The sequence below is a fragment of the Nocardia sp. NPDC127579 genome (genome assembly GCF_042672005.1).
In the GTDB taxonomy this organism is placed as follows: Bacteria; Actinomycetota; Actinomycetes; order Mycobacteriales; family Mycobacteriaceae; genus Nocardia.
Genome location: NZ_JBHXVZ010000007.1, coordinates 232,074 through 246,600 on the forward strand (window position 1 = coordinate 232,074; position 14,527 = coordinate 246,600).

At 69.5% G+C, this 14,527-nt stretch carries 14 protein-coding genes; 4 read left to right on the top strand and 10 right to left on the bottom strand.

All coding sequences use genetic code 11. The features are described from left to right. Positions 1 to 144 precede the first annotated feature (144 nt). The 7 genes from ACFVMC_RS23865 to ACFVMC_RS23895 all read right to left on the bottom strand — a co-directional run bounded on the left by ACFVMC_RS23865 (position 145) and on the right by ACFVMC_RS23895 (position 7,719). Entirely contained in the window at positions 145 to 2,214 is a 2,070-nt protein-coding gene (locus ACFVMC_RS23865; protein ID WP_379213613.1) for a CocE/NonD family hydrolase, read from the bottom strand. Between the two features lie 143 nt (positions 2,215 to 2,357). Next, entirely contained in the window at positions 2,358 to 3,095 is a 738-nt protein-coding gene (locus ACFVMC_RS23870; protein ID WP_379213614.1) for a phosphoglyceromutase, read from the bottom strand. Between the two features lie 92 nt (positions 3,096 to 3,187). After that, a complete protein-coding gene (locus tag ACFVMC_RS23875; protein WP_379213616.1) occupies positions 3,188 to 4,081 on the bottom strand; it encodes an ROK family protein in 894 nt (297 codons plus the stop codon). A gap of 74 nt (positions 4,082 to 4,155) precedes the next feature. Beyond that, complete coding sequence (locus tag ACFVMC_RS23880; RefSeq protein ID WP_379213617.1) at positions 4,156 to 4,653, bottom strand: YbjN domain-containing protein; 498 nt, start codon at positions 4,651 to 4,653, stop codon at positions 4,156 to 4,158. A gap of 34 nt (positions 4,654 to 4,687) precedes the next feature. After that, positions 4,688 to 6,052 carry a D-inositol-3-phosphate glycosyltransferase gene (gene mshA / locus ACFVMC_RS23885; protein ID WP_379213619.1) on the bottom strand — a complete coding sequence of 455 codons (1,365 nt, stop codon included), beginning with the start codon at positions 6,050 to 6,052 and terminating at the stop codon, positions 4,688 to 4,690. A 124-nt stretch (positions 6,053 to 6,176) separates the two neighbouring features. After that, positions 6,177 to 7,028: an alpha/beta fold hydrolase gene (locus tag ACFVMC_RS23890; protein ID WP_379213621.1), complete on the bottom strand. Its 852-nt coding sequence runs from the start codon at positions 7,026 to 7,028 to the stop codon at positions 6,177 to 6,179. 61 nt (positions 7,029 to 7,089) lie between these two features. Then, positions 7,090 to 7,719, bottom strand: a complete 630-nt coding sequence (locus tag ACFVMC_RS23895; RefSeq protein ID WP_379213623.1) for an EF-hand domain-containing protein — start codon at positions 7,717 to 7,719, stop codon at positions 7,090 to 7,092. 189 nt (positions 7,720 to 7,908) lie between these two features. Here ACFVMC_RS23895 and ACFVMC_RS23900 point away from each other — a divergent pair, with 189 nt between their 5' ends. Further along, a complete protein-coding gene (locus ACFVMC_RS23900; RefSeq protein WP_379213625.1) occupies positions 7,909 to 8,643 on the top strand; it encodes an SDR family NAD(P)-dependent oxidoreductase in 735 nt (244 codons plus the stop codon). Here ACFVMC_RS23900 and ACFVMC_RS23905 read toward each other — a convergent pair. Next, the gene (locus ACFVMC_RS23905) at positions 8,640 to 9,827 is read right to left on the bottom strand and encodes an Ig-like domain-containing protein (RefSeq protein WP_379213627.1); all 1,188 of its coding nucleotides are present in this window, start codon (positions 9,825 to 9,827) and stop codon (positions 8,640 to 8,642) included. The genes ACFVMC_RS23900 and ACFVMC_RS23905 overlap by 4 nt on opposite strands. A 69-nt stretch (positions 9,828 to 9,896) precedes the next feature. Then, entirely contained in the window at positions 9,897 to 10,985 is a 1,089-nt protein-coding gene (locus tag ACFVMC_RS23910) for a UDP-N-acetylmuramate dehydrogenase (RefSeq protein WP_379214077.1), read from the bottom strand. A gap of 118 nt (positions 10,986 to 11,103) precedes the next feature. Between ACFVMC_RS23910 and ACFVMC_RS23915 the strand changes: the two genes are divergently transcribed. From ACFVMC_RS23915 to ACFVMC_RS23925, 3 genes are all read left to right on the top strand, one after another. Further along, positions 11,104 to 11,595 carry a DUF2505 domain-containing protein gene (locus ACFVMC_RS23915; protein ID WP_379213629.1) on the top strand — a complete coding sequence of 164 codons (492 nt, stop codon included), beginning with the start codon at positions 11,104 to 11,106 and terminating at the stop codon, positions 11,593 to 11,595. Positions 11,596 to 11,695: 100 nt separating this feature from the next. Next, a complete protein-coding gene (locus ACFVMC_RS23920) occupies positions 11,696 to 12,217 on the top strand; it encodes a DUF2505 domain-containing protein (protein WP_379213631.1) in 522 nt (173 codons plus the stop codon). Next, positions 12,187 to 12,999, top strand: coding sequence for a class I SAM-dependent methyltransferase (locus ACFVMC_RS23925; RefSeq protein ID WP_379213633.1), 813 nt, complete (start codon positions 12,187 to 12,189; stop codon positions 12,997 to 12,999). The genes ACFVMC_RS23920 and ACFVMC_RS23925 overlap by 31 nt, the downstream gene beginning before the upstream one ends. Here the strand turns inward: ACFVMC_RS23925 and ACFVMC_RS23930 are convergent. Then, positions 12,996 to 14,495: an NAD(P)-dependent oxidoreductase gene (locus ACFVMC_RS23930; RefSeq protein WP_379213635.1), complete on the bottom strand. Its 1,500-nt coding sequence runs from the start codon at positions 14,493 to 14,495 to the stop codon at positions 12,996 to 12,998. The genes ACFVMC_RS23925 and ACFVMC_RS23930 overlap by 4 nt on opposite strands. Positions 14,496 to 14,527: the final 32 nt, after the last annotated feature.

The following is a 14,527-nucleotide window of genomic DNA, read 5'->3' on the forward strand; positions in this document are numbered from 1 at the left end:
CCCAGATGCCCTGGGAGAAGCCGGTACCGCGGACGTCGACCACGACCTGCGTGCCTGACCTCGTCGAAGTGCCTATACCGCAACGCGAAAGGCGCCTTCGTTCCTGGGAACGAAGGCGCCTCGGGGTTTCTCAGTGAGCCGGGCTCACCAACCGGGCTTACCCCGCAGTGGGATGTTCACGAAGCTCGGACGGTTCGGATCCAGCTGCACATGCTGCGGCTTCAGGCCGGTGTCGAGCAGCATGGGCAGCACCGGCAGGCCCTTGGGGAAGTTCCCGGCGAACACGTCGATGCGCAGGCGATGCCCCGGCTTCAGCACCGCCTCGGTGGCGGGCAGCGCGATATCCAGCGTGGTCGCCTCGCCCGGCACCGTCGGCTGACGACGCTCCAGCGAGGTGAACGGCCGCGGGTCGGTGTAGTCGCCATTGGCCGACTTGGCGCTGTTCGCCTCGTCGATCTCACGCATCGACGCCATCAGCTGCCCCGAGGACAGCACGGTGGACTGACCGTCGGGCGCCACATCGTTCACCGTGACCACCCAGTAGCCGTCCGCCGCGTCCTGAACGGTGTTGAGCCGCACCGCGATCGGACCGGACACCGAGGTCTCCTCCGCGACGGGGGCGCTGGTGAAGGTCAATCCGTTGAGCTCGGCGACCCGCGAATCCTTCGCGCAGCCATCGATGACCGACAGCGCGCCCGCGCTGCCCTGCGCGGCGTCGTTGGAGCACAGGGTGGTGAGTCCCGGTGCGACACTGAGCCGCTGGGTGTCCGCCGGTGCGGCGGCCGTGAGCGAGCCGTCGTACAGCGACTGGGCGGTACCGCTGGCCGCCGCCGACAGATACAGCCGGCGGTGCGCGGCCTCCACGTCCGCTTCGCGGCTGTTCACCGCGCCGAAACCGAAGCCGTTGGTGGTGATCCAGCCGCCGCCCTGCTGCCGCAAGGTCACCGGGCCGAAGGTGTCGATACCGTTGTCGATGCCCTTGAGCCACTTGTCGAACCACGCGCGCTGCAGCACGTCCAGGCGCGGCGGCAGACCCGGCCGACCGTATTCGTTACCCGAGTTGATGTGGTACGTGTTGCCCATCAGCAGCTGCTTCTGGCCCGGCGGGAGCGGAATCTCGTTGTAGATCTTGGATTCGGAGTAGGTGAACAGGTCGTGCCAGCCGCCGGTGACGAAGGTCGGGACGGTGATCTTGCTCGGGTCGCTCCACCAATCCTTGCGCCGCCCTTCGGAATCGGTCAGCAGCGCCTTGGCGCGCGGATCCAGATCGTCGATCTTGGCGGTGGTGTAGACGTTGAGCAGCACATCCATGAAGGTGTACGGATCGGACGCGCGATCGGCCAGCCATTTGGTGTCGAATTGGCCGTTCACGATCGAGGCCACGTCCGGCACCCACTTCAGGCCGTTGATCGCGGCCAGCCACAGCGGGATGAAGTTGAACCCGAAGCCGGTGCCGGGGGCCAGCACGTCCTGGACCAGGTCGCTGCCCGGCACCACCGGGAAGATCGCCTTCAGCGCGGGCGGCTGCTGCTGGGCGGCCTGCACCTGGTTGATGCCCGAGTAGGAGATGCCGTTCATGCCGATCTTGCCGTCGGACCACGGCTGCTTCGAGGCCCAGTCGATCACCTCGAGGGTGTCCTGCTGTTCGCGCTGGCGCAGCATGTCCCAGGTGCCCTGGGAGAAGCCGGTGCCGCGCACGTCCACGACGAGCTGGCTGTAGCCGCTCTTGATCAGCTGACGGTCGACCGAGAAGTTGCGGAGTTCGCCGCCGCCGAACGCCTTGGTCAGATCCGTGACGCCGGACAGCGGCGTGCCGGACAGATCGATCTGACGGAACAGCGCGATCAGCGCGTCGGACAGCCCCGGGATCTGCATTGCGCTGTCACCGAGATTGGAGACCAGCTTGGTGTAGGGCGTCAGGTTGACGATGGTCGGTGTCTTGGTGTCGATCGGGCGACCCGCGGCGTCCGCCGGGCGGTACAGATTCGCCTTGAGGACGGTGCCGTCGCTCATGGTGATCGGCACATCCCACTGGATGTTCACATTCGGGTACTGCTGCGGCCCGTCTTCGGTGGCGGTCCAGGCGGCGCCGGCGGCGCCGCCGTCAGGTCCCACCGAGGCCGGGGCGGCGTGCGCGGTCGCACCGGTGGTGAGGAATGGGACGAGCACGGCGGTGGCAACCGCGGCCACCGTGGCTCGTAACGCGTACTTCATCGAACGTGATCCACCTCTCGGACTTTCCAACGGGCGAAGCATACAGAACCTACTCGTCGGTAAGAATCGGCGGTCACATCTTAGAGAAGACCGAAGCGCCGCGGTCGCAACGACCACGGCGCTTCGCGCGGGAAATTCCGGTCTTACTTGCCGCCCTGGCCGGCCACGGCGGCCGCACCGGCGGCCGCCGCCTCCGGATCCAGGTAGGCGGCCGGGCGCACCGGGCGCAGGTTCTCGTCCAGCTCGTAGACCAGCGGGATGCCGGTCGGGATATTCAGGCCAGCGATGTCCTCGTCGGAAATCTGATCGAGGTGCTTGACCAGGGCGCGCAGCGAATTACCGTGCGCGGCCACCAGCACCGTCTTGCCGGTCCGCAACTCCTGGGAGATAGTCGACTCCCAGTACGGGACCATCCGCTTGACCACATCGAGCAGGCATTCGGTCTTCGGGATCTCGATGCCGTCGTAGCGCGGATCGCCTTCCTGGCTGTACTCGTTGTCCGCGGCGATCGGCGGCGGCGGGGTGTCGTAGCTGCGCCGCCACAGCATGAACTGCTCGTCGCCGTACTGGTCCTTGACCTGGGCCTTGTTCTTGCCCTGCAGATCGCCGTAGTGGCGCTCGTTCAGCCGCCAATCCCGGATCACCGGAATCCAGTGCCGGTCGGCGGCATCGAGCGCGTTGTTCGCGGTGCTGATGGCGCGGCGCAGCAGCGAGGTGTAGACGACGTCCGGCAGCACACCGTGCTCGGCCATGAGCTGACCCGCGCGCTTGCCCTCGGCGATGCCCTTGTCGGTCAGGTGGACATCCACCCAGCCGGTGAACAGATTCAGGGCATTCCATTCGCTCTCGCCGTGGCGCAGCAACACGAGGGTGTACGTCATGGGGGCCATTCTGGCAGCCGCCGCGGGGGGAGACCCCCCACACCCCCCACAGCTGCGGGGCTTCGCCCCTTGGACCTCCGGTCGGGCCGAGATCAGGCAGGCGTAGAGAGGGCGGTGAGCAGACCGGCGCCGATCAGCGTCGCGCGGTCCTGGAGTTCGGATGGGACGACCCGCAGATCCTTCAGGAATCCGATCCGGGCGTGCGCGCCAAGCGCCTCCTGCATCGGCCGCCACAGCGGCTCCCCTGCCTGCGCGAAACCGCCGCCGACCACCACCAGGTCGACATCGAGCAGCGCGGCCGCCGACGAAATCGCCTGTCCCAGCGCGATACCGGCGCGGCGCAGTGCCGCCTTGGCGATGCGGTCGCCGTGCTGCGCGTCCTCGGCGAGTTCGATACCGGTGGTCCCGGTCCAGCCCCGCTCCTGCGCCCAGCGCACCGAAGACGGCCCGCTGGCAACGGCTTCCACACAACCGACGCCGCCGCACGCGCACGGATCCATCGATCCGGGCACCACGATATGACCGATGTGCCCGGCATTGCCGGTGTGCCCGACCGCGACCATGCCGCCGACGATCACGCCGCCGCCGATACCCGACGACACCGTCATGGCCAGCGCGTCCGGGGTCTGTCGGGCCGCACCGAAATGCCGCTCGGCCAGCGCGAGACACACACCATCGATGGCGAAACGCACGGAGGCCGCGGGGAACAGCTCCTTCACCGCGGGCACGATCGCGAAACCCTCGGCCCAGTCCGGAATGTTCAGCGGCGACAGCGAACCGGACGGCGCATCCACCGGACCGGCCGCCCCGATACCGATGATCGGCACGTCGTCGTCCCCCGCGACGGACAGCAGCAACTCCCGGCAGGCCTCCCAGACGCCGGTCGGCGGCACCTGGATCCGGCCGACCTCATGGGTCATACCGTCCGCGCCGACCACGCCGACGGCGATCTTCGTAGCCCCGATATCGAGCGCGAGAATGGTCATCCGGCCCCCACTTCCGACTGCGGCCTCGGCCCGCCGCGTTCGCGACGGCCCGAAGGATCATATGGGGCGCGGGCCTACTTGTCGGAGGCGTCCACCAGATGTTCGAATGCCCGCAGGTTCTTCAGCGATTCGCCACGCGCGACCCGCCACTTCCATTCCTTGCGAATGGATTCCGCGAAACCCAGCTCCAGCAGCACATTGAAGTCGGCGTCGACGGCCTCGAGCACCTGACCGAAGACGCGGTCGAGTTCGTCGGCGGTCACGGCGTGGGTGGCGATCCGGCCGACGAGATAGATGTCACCGACCCGGTCCAAGGTGTAGGCGACGCCGTAGAGGCGACGGTTGCGGCGCAGCAGGAACTTGTAGACGCCCTCGAAGTTCTCGTCGGGTTTGCGGCAGACGAACGATTCCAAGCGCACACCGTGTTTGCCCACCGTCAGCATGAGCGTGGTCTTCAGCTTGCGCTCGCCCGGCAGGGTGACCCCGAAGACGTCCTCGCCGGTGCGGCTGTATTCGATTTCCCGTTCGCGCAGCGTCTGCTCGATGAGCTGCGCGGTCGCTGGCACCGACATCGGCGTGATACTCCCGTTCTCGTGGATCCTGCGCTCAGGACGGCGAATCGGGAACGCTAGCGCGTAGCGCCCGTACCCGATCATCCGGCACACCGTAGAGGCCGTTGAGCAGCACCTCGTGGCCCTCGCGGTGCGCGAGCCCGGCGTGGAAGTCGCCGAGGGCGGCCGAATAGCTGGCGAGCAGCCCGTCGGCGGTGTGCTCCCAGGAGAAATTGGCGGCGTGCCGCACCGCGCGGGCGCTCATCCGCTGTAGTCGGGCGGGGTCGTCGAGCAGCGCGCCGAGCCCGGCCGCCCAGTCCGGAATCTCGTGGCCGGGCACCAGCAGACCGGTATCGCCGTGGCGGACAGCGGTACTCAGCCCGCCCACGTCGGCGGCGAGCACAGGGGTGCCGCTGGCCTGCGCCTCGATCGCGACCAGGCCGAAGGACTCGTTGTAACTGGGCACGGCGACCAGATCCGCGGCCCGGTACACCTGGACCAGCCGGTCCGGCGGCTGCGGCGGCAGGAAGGTGACGTGGTCGGTGATGCCGAGTTCGGCGGACAGGCGGATCAGCGAATCGGGCCGCTCCAGGCCGGTGCCGGACGGGCCGCCGACGATCAGTACGCGCAGGTTCCGACGCGGGTTCGCGGCGAGCAGCACGGCGGCGGCGCGGATCAGCACGTCGGGGGCCTTCAGCGGCTGGATGCGGCCGATGAAGGCGACGATCTGCTCGTCGGCTCGCAGGCCGAGTTCGGCTCGGGCCGTGCGCTTTTCGCCGGGCCGGTAGCGGGTGAGGTCGGCGCCGGGCGGTACGATGTCGATCCGGTCGGCGTCGGCGCCGTACAGCTCGACCAGCTGACGGGCCTCCTCGGCGGTATTGGCGACCAGCCGGTCGGCCTCGCCGACGATCTGCTTTTCGCCGATCTCGCGGGTGGCGGGTTCGGGGCAGTCGCCCTCGGCGAGCGCCCGATTCTTGACCGCCGCCAGGGTGTGCGCGGTGTGCACGAGCGGCACCCGCCAGCGGTCCCGGGCCAGCCAGCCGACCTGTCCGGACAGCCAGTAGTGCGAGTGCACCAGGTCGTAGTAGCCGGGCAGGTGCCGCGCCTCCTGGCGCAGCACCTCGGCGGTGAAGGGGCACAGCTGGGTCGGCAGATCGTGCTTGTCCAGGCCTTCGAACGGACCGGCCACCACGTTGCGCACCAGGACTCCGGGCGCCGCCTCCTGCACGGGCGGCACATTGGATGCGGTCGCGCGGGTGAAGATCTCGACTTCGATGCCGCGCCGGGCCAGTTGCAGCGCGGTTTGCAGCACGTAGACGTTCATTCCGCCCGCGTCACCGGTGCCCGGTTGGGCCAGTGGTGAGGTGTGCACCGACAACACGGCGATCCGATTCGGCCGTAGCTCCGGGCGTTGACTCACACATCCATAGTGCACGGTGGATCACCGGCTCAGACGGCCCCGAGCGGGGCAAGTGACTGCAATCACATGGTTTTTGTGAAGACAATCACCCCGCTCAGGGTGCTGAATTCGAAAGTTTGTGCTATTAGGTCGAACGGCTATCGATGCCTGTGACTCCGGACAGGCTCTCGACGAACTCCGTGACTTCCGCGACGAAGCGCGTCCGATCCTCGAGGAACAGGCCGTGCTGCGCATCGTCCCAGAAGGAGGTGCGCGCCCGCGGCGCCTGCTCGGCGATGTAGCGGCCATTGGCGATCGGCACCACGGGATCGGCCGTGCCGTGCTGCACCAGCACCGGAATATCCAACGCGCGCAGGGTCTCGGTGTTGTCGACGGTACGGACGAACAGCGCCTTGCGCACCGCGGGCGGCGTGGACAGACTGGCGCCGAACAGCCGCTGGGCATCGACGCCCTTGTCCGCGCCCGGCCCCGTATTGGCATTGCCGAACGCCGCGAACGCACGGGTGGCGCGGCCCGCGCTGTCCTCGAAGACGCCGGGGATCGCGGCGGCCATCGCGGTACCGACCTCGGCGCCCGGCGCCCGGCCGATATTGGCCATCGAGCCGGTGAAGATCACCCCGGCGACCGCGGCGACGCCATAGGCGGTGAGATAGTCGCTGATCACGATGCCGCCGTAAGACCAGCCCAGCAGCACCGCACCCCGCTCGATGCCCTCGGCCGCCAGCACCGCCGCGATATCGGCGGCCCAGTTCTTCGGATCGTCGTATCCGGACTCCGGGACGCCGGAATACCCGTGCCCGCGCAGATCGACGGCGATCACCCGGAAGCGCTCGGCGAGGTCCGCGGCCGCATCACCCCAGCACCGCAGATTCGCCGACCAGCCGTGCACCAGCACCAGCGGCCGCGCGGTCGCGGTCCCCGTCACCTGGTAGACGATCGTCGTTCCGTCCGCGCTGACCGCTTCCCGTATAGCCATGCCCCTCAGGCTAGAACCCCCGCCGACAGCCGGGACCCGGGGCCGGAGTTCCGGAGGCCGCTCACGGCTCGAGCTCGAGGGCCATTCCGACCTGATGGCTACCGGCGCGGGTCTGTTGCGGCACCTCGGCGGCGAATACCGGGCGGCCCATCCACCAGTTGCCAGGTGCGTCGGGATCGGCGCTGGACCAGTACTCGATGATCGCCCGGATGAACTCTGCCGCGGACAGCCGGCCGTCGCCATCGGTGTCCAGATGCGCGAACGCCTCGGCCCCCTCGGCATCGCTCAGCCCGGGAAAGTGACCGCGCTGGAAGGCGAGGAATTCGGCGGGATCGACCGTGCCGTCACCGTCCGCGTCGGCGATCGCGAGAAAGGCCTCGGCCAGCGCGCCGACCGAGGCCGCCGCGGCGGCCGGGTCCGCGGCGAGGGTACGGGTGGAGGTGACGAACTGTTCCTTGGTGATCGAGTCGCCGCCGCCGGGGATGTGCGGCAGATGCAGATCACGCCAGATCGTCAGGTATGCGTCGATGATCGTCTGCTCGGCGGCCGAACCGGCCGGGTGGCCCAGTGCCGCGGCCACACGCCGGCCGCAGAGCACATGGTCGTGTTCGGTCAGGCGGCCGTCACCGTCCACATCGAGGTGGTCGAAACCGTGCGCGATCTTGGCGGTCAGCAGATCTGGGACGGGCATGACGCAACTCCTTCACGGGGTGGACGGCCATCGCCACCATGGTAGGGAGGCATCCGGCCCGCCGTTCGATCTTCCTGATTTCCGAATACGCGGACGCCCCAGCCGATCTCACGGCGGACCAGCCGGGCCCGGGTGATCCCGGCGACATCCGAGGGCCGGGCAAACACCGGGCACCTACTATCGGTGGCCATGAGCACTCGCAACGCGGTAGTCACCGGAGCCAGTTCGGGTATCGGCGAGGCGACCGCCCGCGAACTCGCGAAACAGGGTTATCACGTCTATGTCGGGGCGCGGCGAGTGCAGCGGCTGCGACGGCTGGCCGACGAGATCGGCGGCACCGCGCTCGAACTCGATGTCACCTCCGAGGACTCGGTGGCGGCGTTCTGCGCGGCGGTGCCCGAGGTCGCGGTGCTGGTCAACAACGCGGGCGGAGCGAAGGGGCTGGCCACCGTCGCCGAGGCCGACCTCGACGACTGGCGCTGGATGTGGGAAACCAATGTGCTCGGCACCCTGCGGGTCACCAAGGCGCTGCTGCCGAAACTGATCGACTCCGGTGACGGGCTGATCGTCACCATCACCTCGGTGGCCGCGTTCCACGCCTACGACAACGGCTCCGGCTACACCACCGCCAAGCACGCGCAGGCGGTGCTGCACCGGACCCTGCGCGGCGAACTGCTCGGAAAGCCGGTGCGGCTCACCGAGATCGCGCCCGGCGCGGTGGAGACCGAATTCTCGCTGGTCCGATTCGGCGGCGACGCCGACCGCGCCGCCGAGGTCTACGACGGCATCGACCCGCTGGTCGCGGCCGATATCGCCGAGATCGTCGGTTTCGTCGCCTCGCGACCGCCGCACGTCAACCTGGACCAGATCATCGTCAAGCCACGCGATCAGGCCGATCCGGGCCGGTTCGCCCGCCGGAGCTAGGCCGAGCCCGACGCCGCCGACATCGTCTGCCACTGCTCCCACGGGATGGCCCAGTCGTAGACGTCGCCGTCGGCCGCCGACAGCGGGATCGAGGTGCCGGTGACCTCGACCGGGTCACCGTAGAGCGCGGTGCCGAAATATTCGCGCGCGTCCGCTGTGGACAGATTGATACACCCGTTGGTGACATTGGAATTGCCCTGTGCGGCCGAGGATTCCGGGTTGGCGTGGATGAACTCGCCATTGTTGGAGATGCGCACGGCCCAGTGCTCTTCGACATCGGTGTAGTACGGCGGGTTGGACATCTTCACCATCTCGTACTTCTCGGTGACGATGTGCACGCCGGACCGGGTGACATTGCGCGGCTCGTTGCCCTCGCCGTAGCTGGCGGCGAAATCCATGGTGACCTGGCCGTCACGGATCACCTGGATGCGGTGGCTCGGCGCGTCCGCCTTCACGATCTGGCTGCGGCCGATGGTGAAATCCGAGGTGAGGTCGGCGTCGCCGTAGCGCCCGCCGCCGAAGTCGACGCCGTAGAGGTCGGCCGCGACATGCACGGTGGTGCCGGGCTGCCAGTAGTTCTTGGGCCGCCAGTGCACCCGGGAGCCGCCGCTGTCGTCGGGGAACCAGGCCCACGCGCCCTCGGTGCCGGGGTCGGTGGTGACCTTCAGCGCGCGCTCCACCGCGGCCTTGTCGGTGACGCGGCCATGGAATTGCAGGATGATCGGCGCGCCGATGCCGACCTGCTGGCCGTCGGCGAGCTGGAAGGTGGCCCCGACGGTGGCCTTCGGGGTCAGCGTGTGGAAGCCGCCCTCGATCGGCACCGCCTGATTGTCGCCGCCGCGCGCGGTACCGGACCAGGTGTAGGCCGCGTCGTAGCCGAGCGGCTCGGTGATGGCGTATTTGCGCCGGTCCGGGCTGAATTCGCCCGAGACCTGCTTGCCGTTGGCGTTGGTCAGCGCGACCTGGTCGATCACGCCGTCGGTGACTTCGACCGAGACGGGAGCGGCCGGGTTGACCGCTGTGGCGTCGGCGCCCGGCTGGAGCGTCACCTGCGCGGCGGTGCGGCCGGTGTCCGCGGTCGGTGCGCCGTTGTCGGTGCCGCAGCCTGCCACGAGGGCGGCTACGACGAACAGGAGCAGCGACAAGACGCCGACCGGTCTGCGGATCACTGGACGGTTGTTCACTGGCTCGAAAATACGCGGAGCGATCACCCCGCCGCGGCGATGAACAGGCGAAATGCCCGTTATGCCGTATTAGAGGGTGAGGCCGACGGTCACCGGTTCGGGCTCGAGCCGGATACCGAAACGGGCCTCGACACCCGCCCGGACCGTCCGTGCCAGCTCCACCAGATCGGCTGCGGTCGCGGCACCCCGGTTGGTCAGTGCGAGCGTGTGTTTCGTGGACAGCCGGGCCGCCGCCTCGGGCCCCGGGAAACCCTTCGCGAAACCGGCGCGCTCGATCAACCAGCCCGCCGAGAACTTGACGCCGTCCGGCGCCGGATAGGTCGGCACGGTGATATCGCCCACATGGGCGCTGATCAGCGCTCGGACCGCGTCGACGCGCGCGTGCGGCACCACCGGATTGGTGAAGAACGACCCGGCGCTCCAGGTGTCGTGATCGGCCGGATCCAGCACCATGCCCTTACCCGCGCGCAGCCCGAGCACCGCCGCGCGCACCTCCGCCGCGGGCCGGGTGCCACCATCGGTGACCCGCAGGGTGGTGGCCAATTCCCCGTAGCGCAGCGGCGCGCTGGTGCCGGACGGATCGAGCGCGAACTCGACCGCAAGCACCACAGCCTGATCGCTGTGCTTGAGCTTGCTGGTGCGATAGCCGAAACCCAGCTCGGCGGGCTCGGCCCAGCCGATCGCACCGCTCGCGCGATCCAGCAGCCGCACGCGGCGCAGCAGGCTCGCCACCTCCACGCCATAGGCGCCGACGTTCTGCACGGGTGTCGCCCCCGCGGAACCCGGGATACCGGACAGGCACTCCAGTCCGCCGAATCCCGCCTCGACCGTCCGGCACACCACCGCGTCCCAGTTCGCGCCCGCCTGGGCGCACACGCTGTCCGCACCGAGTTCGACCCCGGTGGTGGCGATCTCGACCACGACACCGTCGAAACCGTCGTCGCCGATCAGGAGATTGGAGCCGCCCGCGAGCAGCAGCACCGGAATTCCCTTGGCGTCCAACGCGCGCACCGTCGCGACCAGGGCCTCGGTCGACGCGCACCGGGCGACGGCGGCCGGACCACCGACCCGCAATGTGGTCAGCTCGGCCAGGCGCACCGATTCCCGCAGCTGGGCGCCGGTTCCGGCAAGCAGGTCACGCAGGTCGGCCGAAGACAGCACCCGTGAAGTACGCACGCCGAAGACGGTATCCGATCGCGGCGCCCGCGACGGCTCCCGGCAGTCGCCGGACAACGGGGTGTGGCGCACGGCCCGACGCCCGGTAGCGTGTGCGCACATGGCTACACCCTTGGCGTTCACGGCCCGCTACACCCACCCGGCCGCCGCTGTCCGCGCGGCCCTCGCCGACGAGCAGTACTGGAAAGATCGCATCGCCGAGGTCGGTGGCGACAACGCGCGCCTGGACTCCTTCAGCGCCGACGGTGATCGGGTCCGCGTCGAGATGGTGCAGGCCATCTCCGCCGAGCTGCTGCCGCCCGCGATCACCGCGGTCCGCCCCGGCGACCTGATCATTCCGCGGACCGAGACCTGGACCGGCGACTCGGCCACCTTCGAGGCCACCGTCGAGGGTGCACCGGCGCAGGTGCGCGGCACCGTCACCCTGGCCGACGCGGGCACCGAGTCCAGTGCGACCGTGCAGGGCCAGATCGAGGTCAAGATCCCGCTGTTCGGCGGCAAGATCGAGAAGGCCATCCAGGAGCACCTGACCGAGCTGCTGCAGTCCGAGGAAGAGTTCACCAACACCTGGATCGCCTCCCGCAAGGGCTGATCCGGCCGCCGCTGTGGTCCCGGCCAAGCCCCGGCCGGGCCCACTGTGACATGCGCGCCGAGCGACGGCCTGGCAATCGATCCCGGTAACGTGTGCGGGCATGGCACGTCGATTGGATTACTCCGCTCGCTACCCGCTGCACACCACCAAGGAGCTCTACGAGGCGCTCGGCACCCAGGAGTACTGGGAGGCGCGGGTCGCGGAGATGCGGAAGTACACCCCGGGTAACGAGGTCGTCAGCCTCGACGTGAGCGACTCGGGCATCGAGGTCGTGCTGCACCACACGCTGCCACGGGAGATGCTGCCCGAGATCGCGCAGGCGGTCATGCGCAAGGACATGATCATCACCCGTAAGGAGAGCTGGGGCCGGTTCGACGAGGAGGAAACCGTCGGCAAGTTCTCGGCGTCCATTCCCGCGGGCCCGGGCAGCCTCAACGGCGGAATTCGCCTGTTCCCCACCGAAACCGGATGCACCATGCGCTTCTCGCCGGAGGCGAAGGTGTTCATCCCGATGGTGGGTCCGCGGCTGGAGCAGCTGATGCTGGTGAACCTGGTCGACCTGTTCCGCGCCGAAGCCGAAGAGACGGTGAAGTGGCTGGAAGCGCGCAATCCCACCAGCTGACCAAACCACTCGGCACCATCACCCGGGGCACCACCGGCGTCAACCGGTTACGACGCAGCGACCGCTGGCTGATGCACGACGACCTGGTCGCCGGGCGTCTGCTGGACGCCGCGGATCCGCTGGTGGTGGATCTCGGCTACGGCGCAAGCCCCTGGACGACGCTGGAGCTGGCCGCACGTCTACGAACAGTGCGCCCGGACGTGCGGGTGGTCGGACTGGAGATCGATCCGGCCCGGGTCGTGCCCGGGCGCGACGGGGTGAGTTTCGCGCGCGGCGGCTTCGAATTGGCCGGGCTGCGACCGGTTCTGGTGCGCGCGTTCAATGTGCTGCGCCAGTATCCGGAGGCCGCGGTGCCCGATGCGTGGGCCACCATTCTGGCCGGGCTGACACCGGACGGGCTGCTGGTCGACGGCACCTGCGACGAACTGGGCCGCCGCTGCGCGTGGGTGCTGCTGGACCGAACCGGTCCGCTGTCGCTGACCCTGGCCTGGGATCCGTTCACCGTCGAGCAGCCCTCCGATATCGCCGAGCGACTACCGAAGGCGTTGATCCACCGCAATATTCCCGGCGAAGGGGTGCACGCGCTGCTCAGCGCCGCGGACCGGGCCTGGGCGCGGGCGTCCGCGCTGGCGCCGTTCGGGCCGCGGGTGCGCTGGCGAGAGGCGTCGAAGTACCTGCGGGAGGAGGGTTTTCCGGTGCGCGCGTATCGGCGGCGGATGCGGGACTGCGTGCTGTCGGTACCGTGGGCCACCGTCGCACCGAAAGGTGATGCGGCGGTTTAGCTTCGGGGCCGCAGCACGGGCAGGCGACCGGCCAGGGCCGCGATCGGCAGGATCGAGCGTGGTTCGAACGGCTGCCGCCAGAGGCCGCTGTGCGCCGCGCCGTGCGCGAACAAGCCCTCAGGATCACGATCGGCCGACGGCGCGCACAGGTCGGCCACCAGTTTGGCGGCCAGCAGGGTGCGGGCGGTCTCGGCCTCGAAGATCTCGATGCCGAAGCGGTGCGCGCCGGCGTAGGCGGCCGCCAACCGGGGCTGGGCGACCAGGCTCCGAGTGCGGACCAACGGCGCGACCGCGCACGAGACCACCCGGCCGGTAGCGTGCGCGCGGACCCCGCGCCACCGCTGGATCCGGTGTGCCAGTACATGATCGGGACCCTCGGCGGGCACCATGGCGTCGGCGACGCTCCACAGCTCCCCCGCCGCGTCGGTGACGCGCAGCTGGTAATTCGGTTGGTAGAGCGACGATCCGGTGAGCAGGCGCAGCAGATCCTGGACCGGGCCGCGCCGCCCGCGGTGGCGCAGCCGCTGATGCGCGTCGGCCACCACCGATTCCGGCACCGCGTAGCAGTCGGTCACCGACCCCAGCACGGCCAGTGCGGCATCCGGCCGCCGCGCCAGCACGTCCTCGGCGAGCACATCGATCGCCGCGGCCAACCGGACCCCGCCGGGCCCGAAACGGTGAGCGTAACCGCCGAACACCGGCCGCGGGCCCTCGGCGAGCCCCGCCCGCAGCCAATGCAGCAGCGCGGGGAACTGCGTGGTGATGTCGGCACCGGGCCCACCGTCGAACGGGCGCGGGCCCGGGCTGATCGGATAGCGCAGCACCCCGGCTCCGGCGCGGGCCAACTGCTCGAGTTCCCGCCAGCGCGCCGGGCCGGGCCGGGCCACCGCGATAACGTCGGCGCCCCAGCGCAGCAGCGGCCGCAGCGGCGCCAGCTCACCGGCGCCCGCCACCACGACGCGGAAACCGCGCAGCGACAGCCACTCCGGATGGTCGATCACCCGCTCCAGCGCCGTGGCGAAGCCTGGCTCGACAATGCCGCGCTGCCGCCAGTCGGTCAGCTGACGGCGCAGCGCCTCCTCGGCCAGCAATCCGCCGCGATACGGAACCTCCAGGCGCGCGGCCGGTTCGGCGGCGCCGCGAATCAGGCCGGTCTCCAGCGGCTCGCGCTGCGCCACGGCGGCGAGATCGAAGCTGTCCAGCGGCGCGGCCGCGTACTCGGTGACGAAGCGCAGCAGGCCACGCGCGCAAGCCAATCCATCGGCCGCGATTCCGGCGGCGTGCGCGGATGAGCAGGCGCCCAGCGCCGTCATGGCCCGGAAGATGGTGCGGTAGCCGCGATTCCAATCGCGGCAGGTCTCCACGGTTTGCGCCAGATCGGGATCGTGCCCGCGGACCGCGTCGGCGACGACGGCGGTGGCGAACATATCGCCCACCCGTTCGGGCGCGCCGGACGGAAACACCAGATCCCAGCGGCCCTGCCCCATCGTCCCCATACTCGCTCACCCTGTCACGATCGGCGCCGTGC

What these genes read in the sequence shown, in the direction of transcription:
- ACFVMC_RS23865 (WP_379213613.1), bottom strand. Translation starts at nt 2,214, where the DNA reads ATGAAGTACGCGTTACGAGCCACGGTGGCCGCGGTTGCCACCGCCGTG.
- ACFVMC_RS23890 (WP_379213621.1), bottom strand. Translation starts at nt 7,028, where the DNA reads ATGGCTATACGGGAAGCGGTCAGCGCGGACGGAACGACGATCGTCTAC.
- ACFVMC_RS23930 (WP_379213635.1), bottom strand. Translation starts at nt 14,495, where the DNA reads ATGGGGACGATGGGGCAGGGCCGCTGGGATCTGGTGTTTCCGTCCGGC.
- ACFVMC_RS23900 (WP_379213625.1), top strand. Translation starts at nt 7,909, where the DNA reads ATGAGCACTCGCAACGCGGTAGTCACCGGAGCCAGTTCGGGTATCGGC.
- ACFVMC_RS23870 (WP_379213614.1), bottom strand. Translation starts at nt 3,095, where the DNA reads ATGACGTACACCCTCGTGTTGCTGCGCCACGGCGAGAGCGAATGGAAT.
- ACFVMC_RS23920 (WP_379213631.1), top strand. Translation starts at nt 11,696, where the DNA reads ATGGCACGTCGATTGGATTACTCCGCTCGCTACCCGCTGCACACCACC.
- ACFVMC_RS23880 (WP_379213617.1), bottom strand. Translation starts at nt 4,653, where the DNA reads ATGTCGGTGCCAGCGACCGCGCAGCTCATCGAGCAGACGCTGCGCGAA.
- ACFVMC_RS23875 (WP_379213616.1), bottom strand. Translation starts at nt 4,081, where the DNA reads ATGACCATTCTCGCGCTCGATATCGGGGCTACGAAGATCGCCGTCGGC.
- ACFVMC_RS23895 (WP_379213623.1), bottom strand. Translation starts at nt 7,719, where the DNA reads ATGCCCGTCCCAGATCTGCTGACCGCCAAGATCGCGCACGGTTTCGAC.
- ACFVMC_RS23915 (WP_379213629.1), top strand. Translation starts at nt 11,104, where the DNA reads ATGGCTACACCCTTGGCGTTCACGGCCCGCTACACCCACCCGGCCGCC.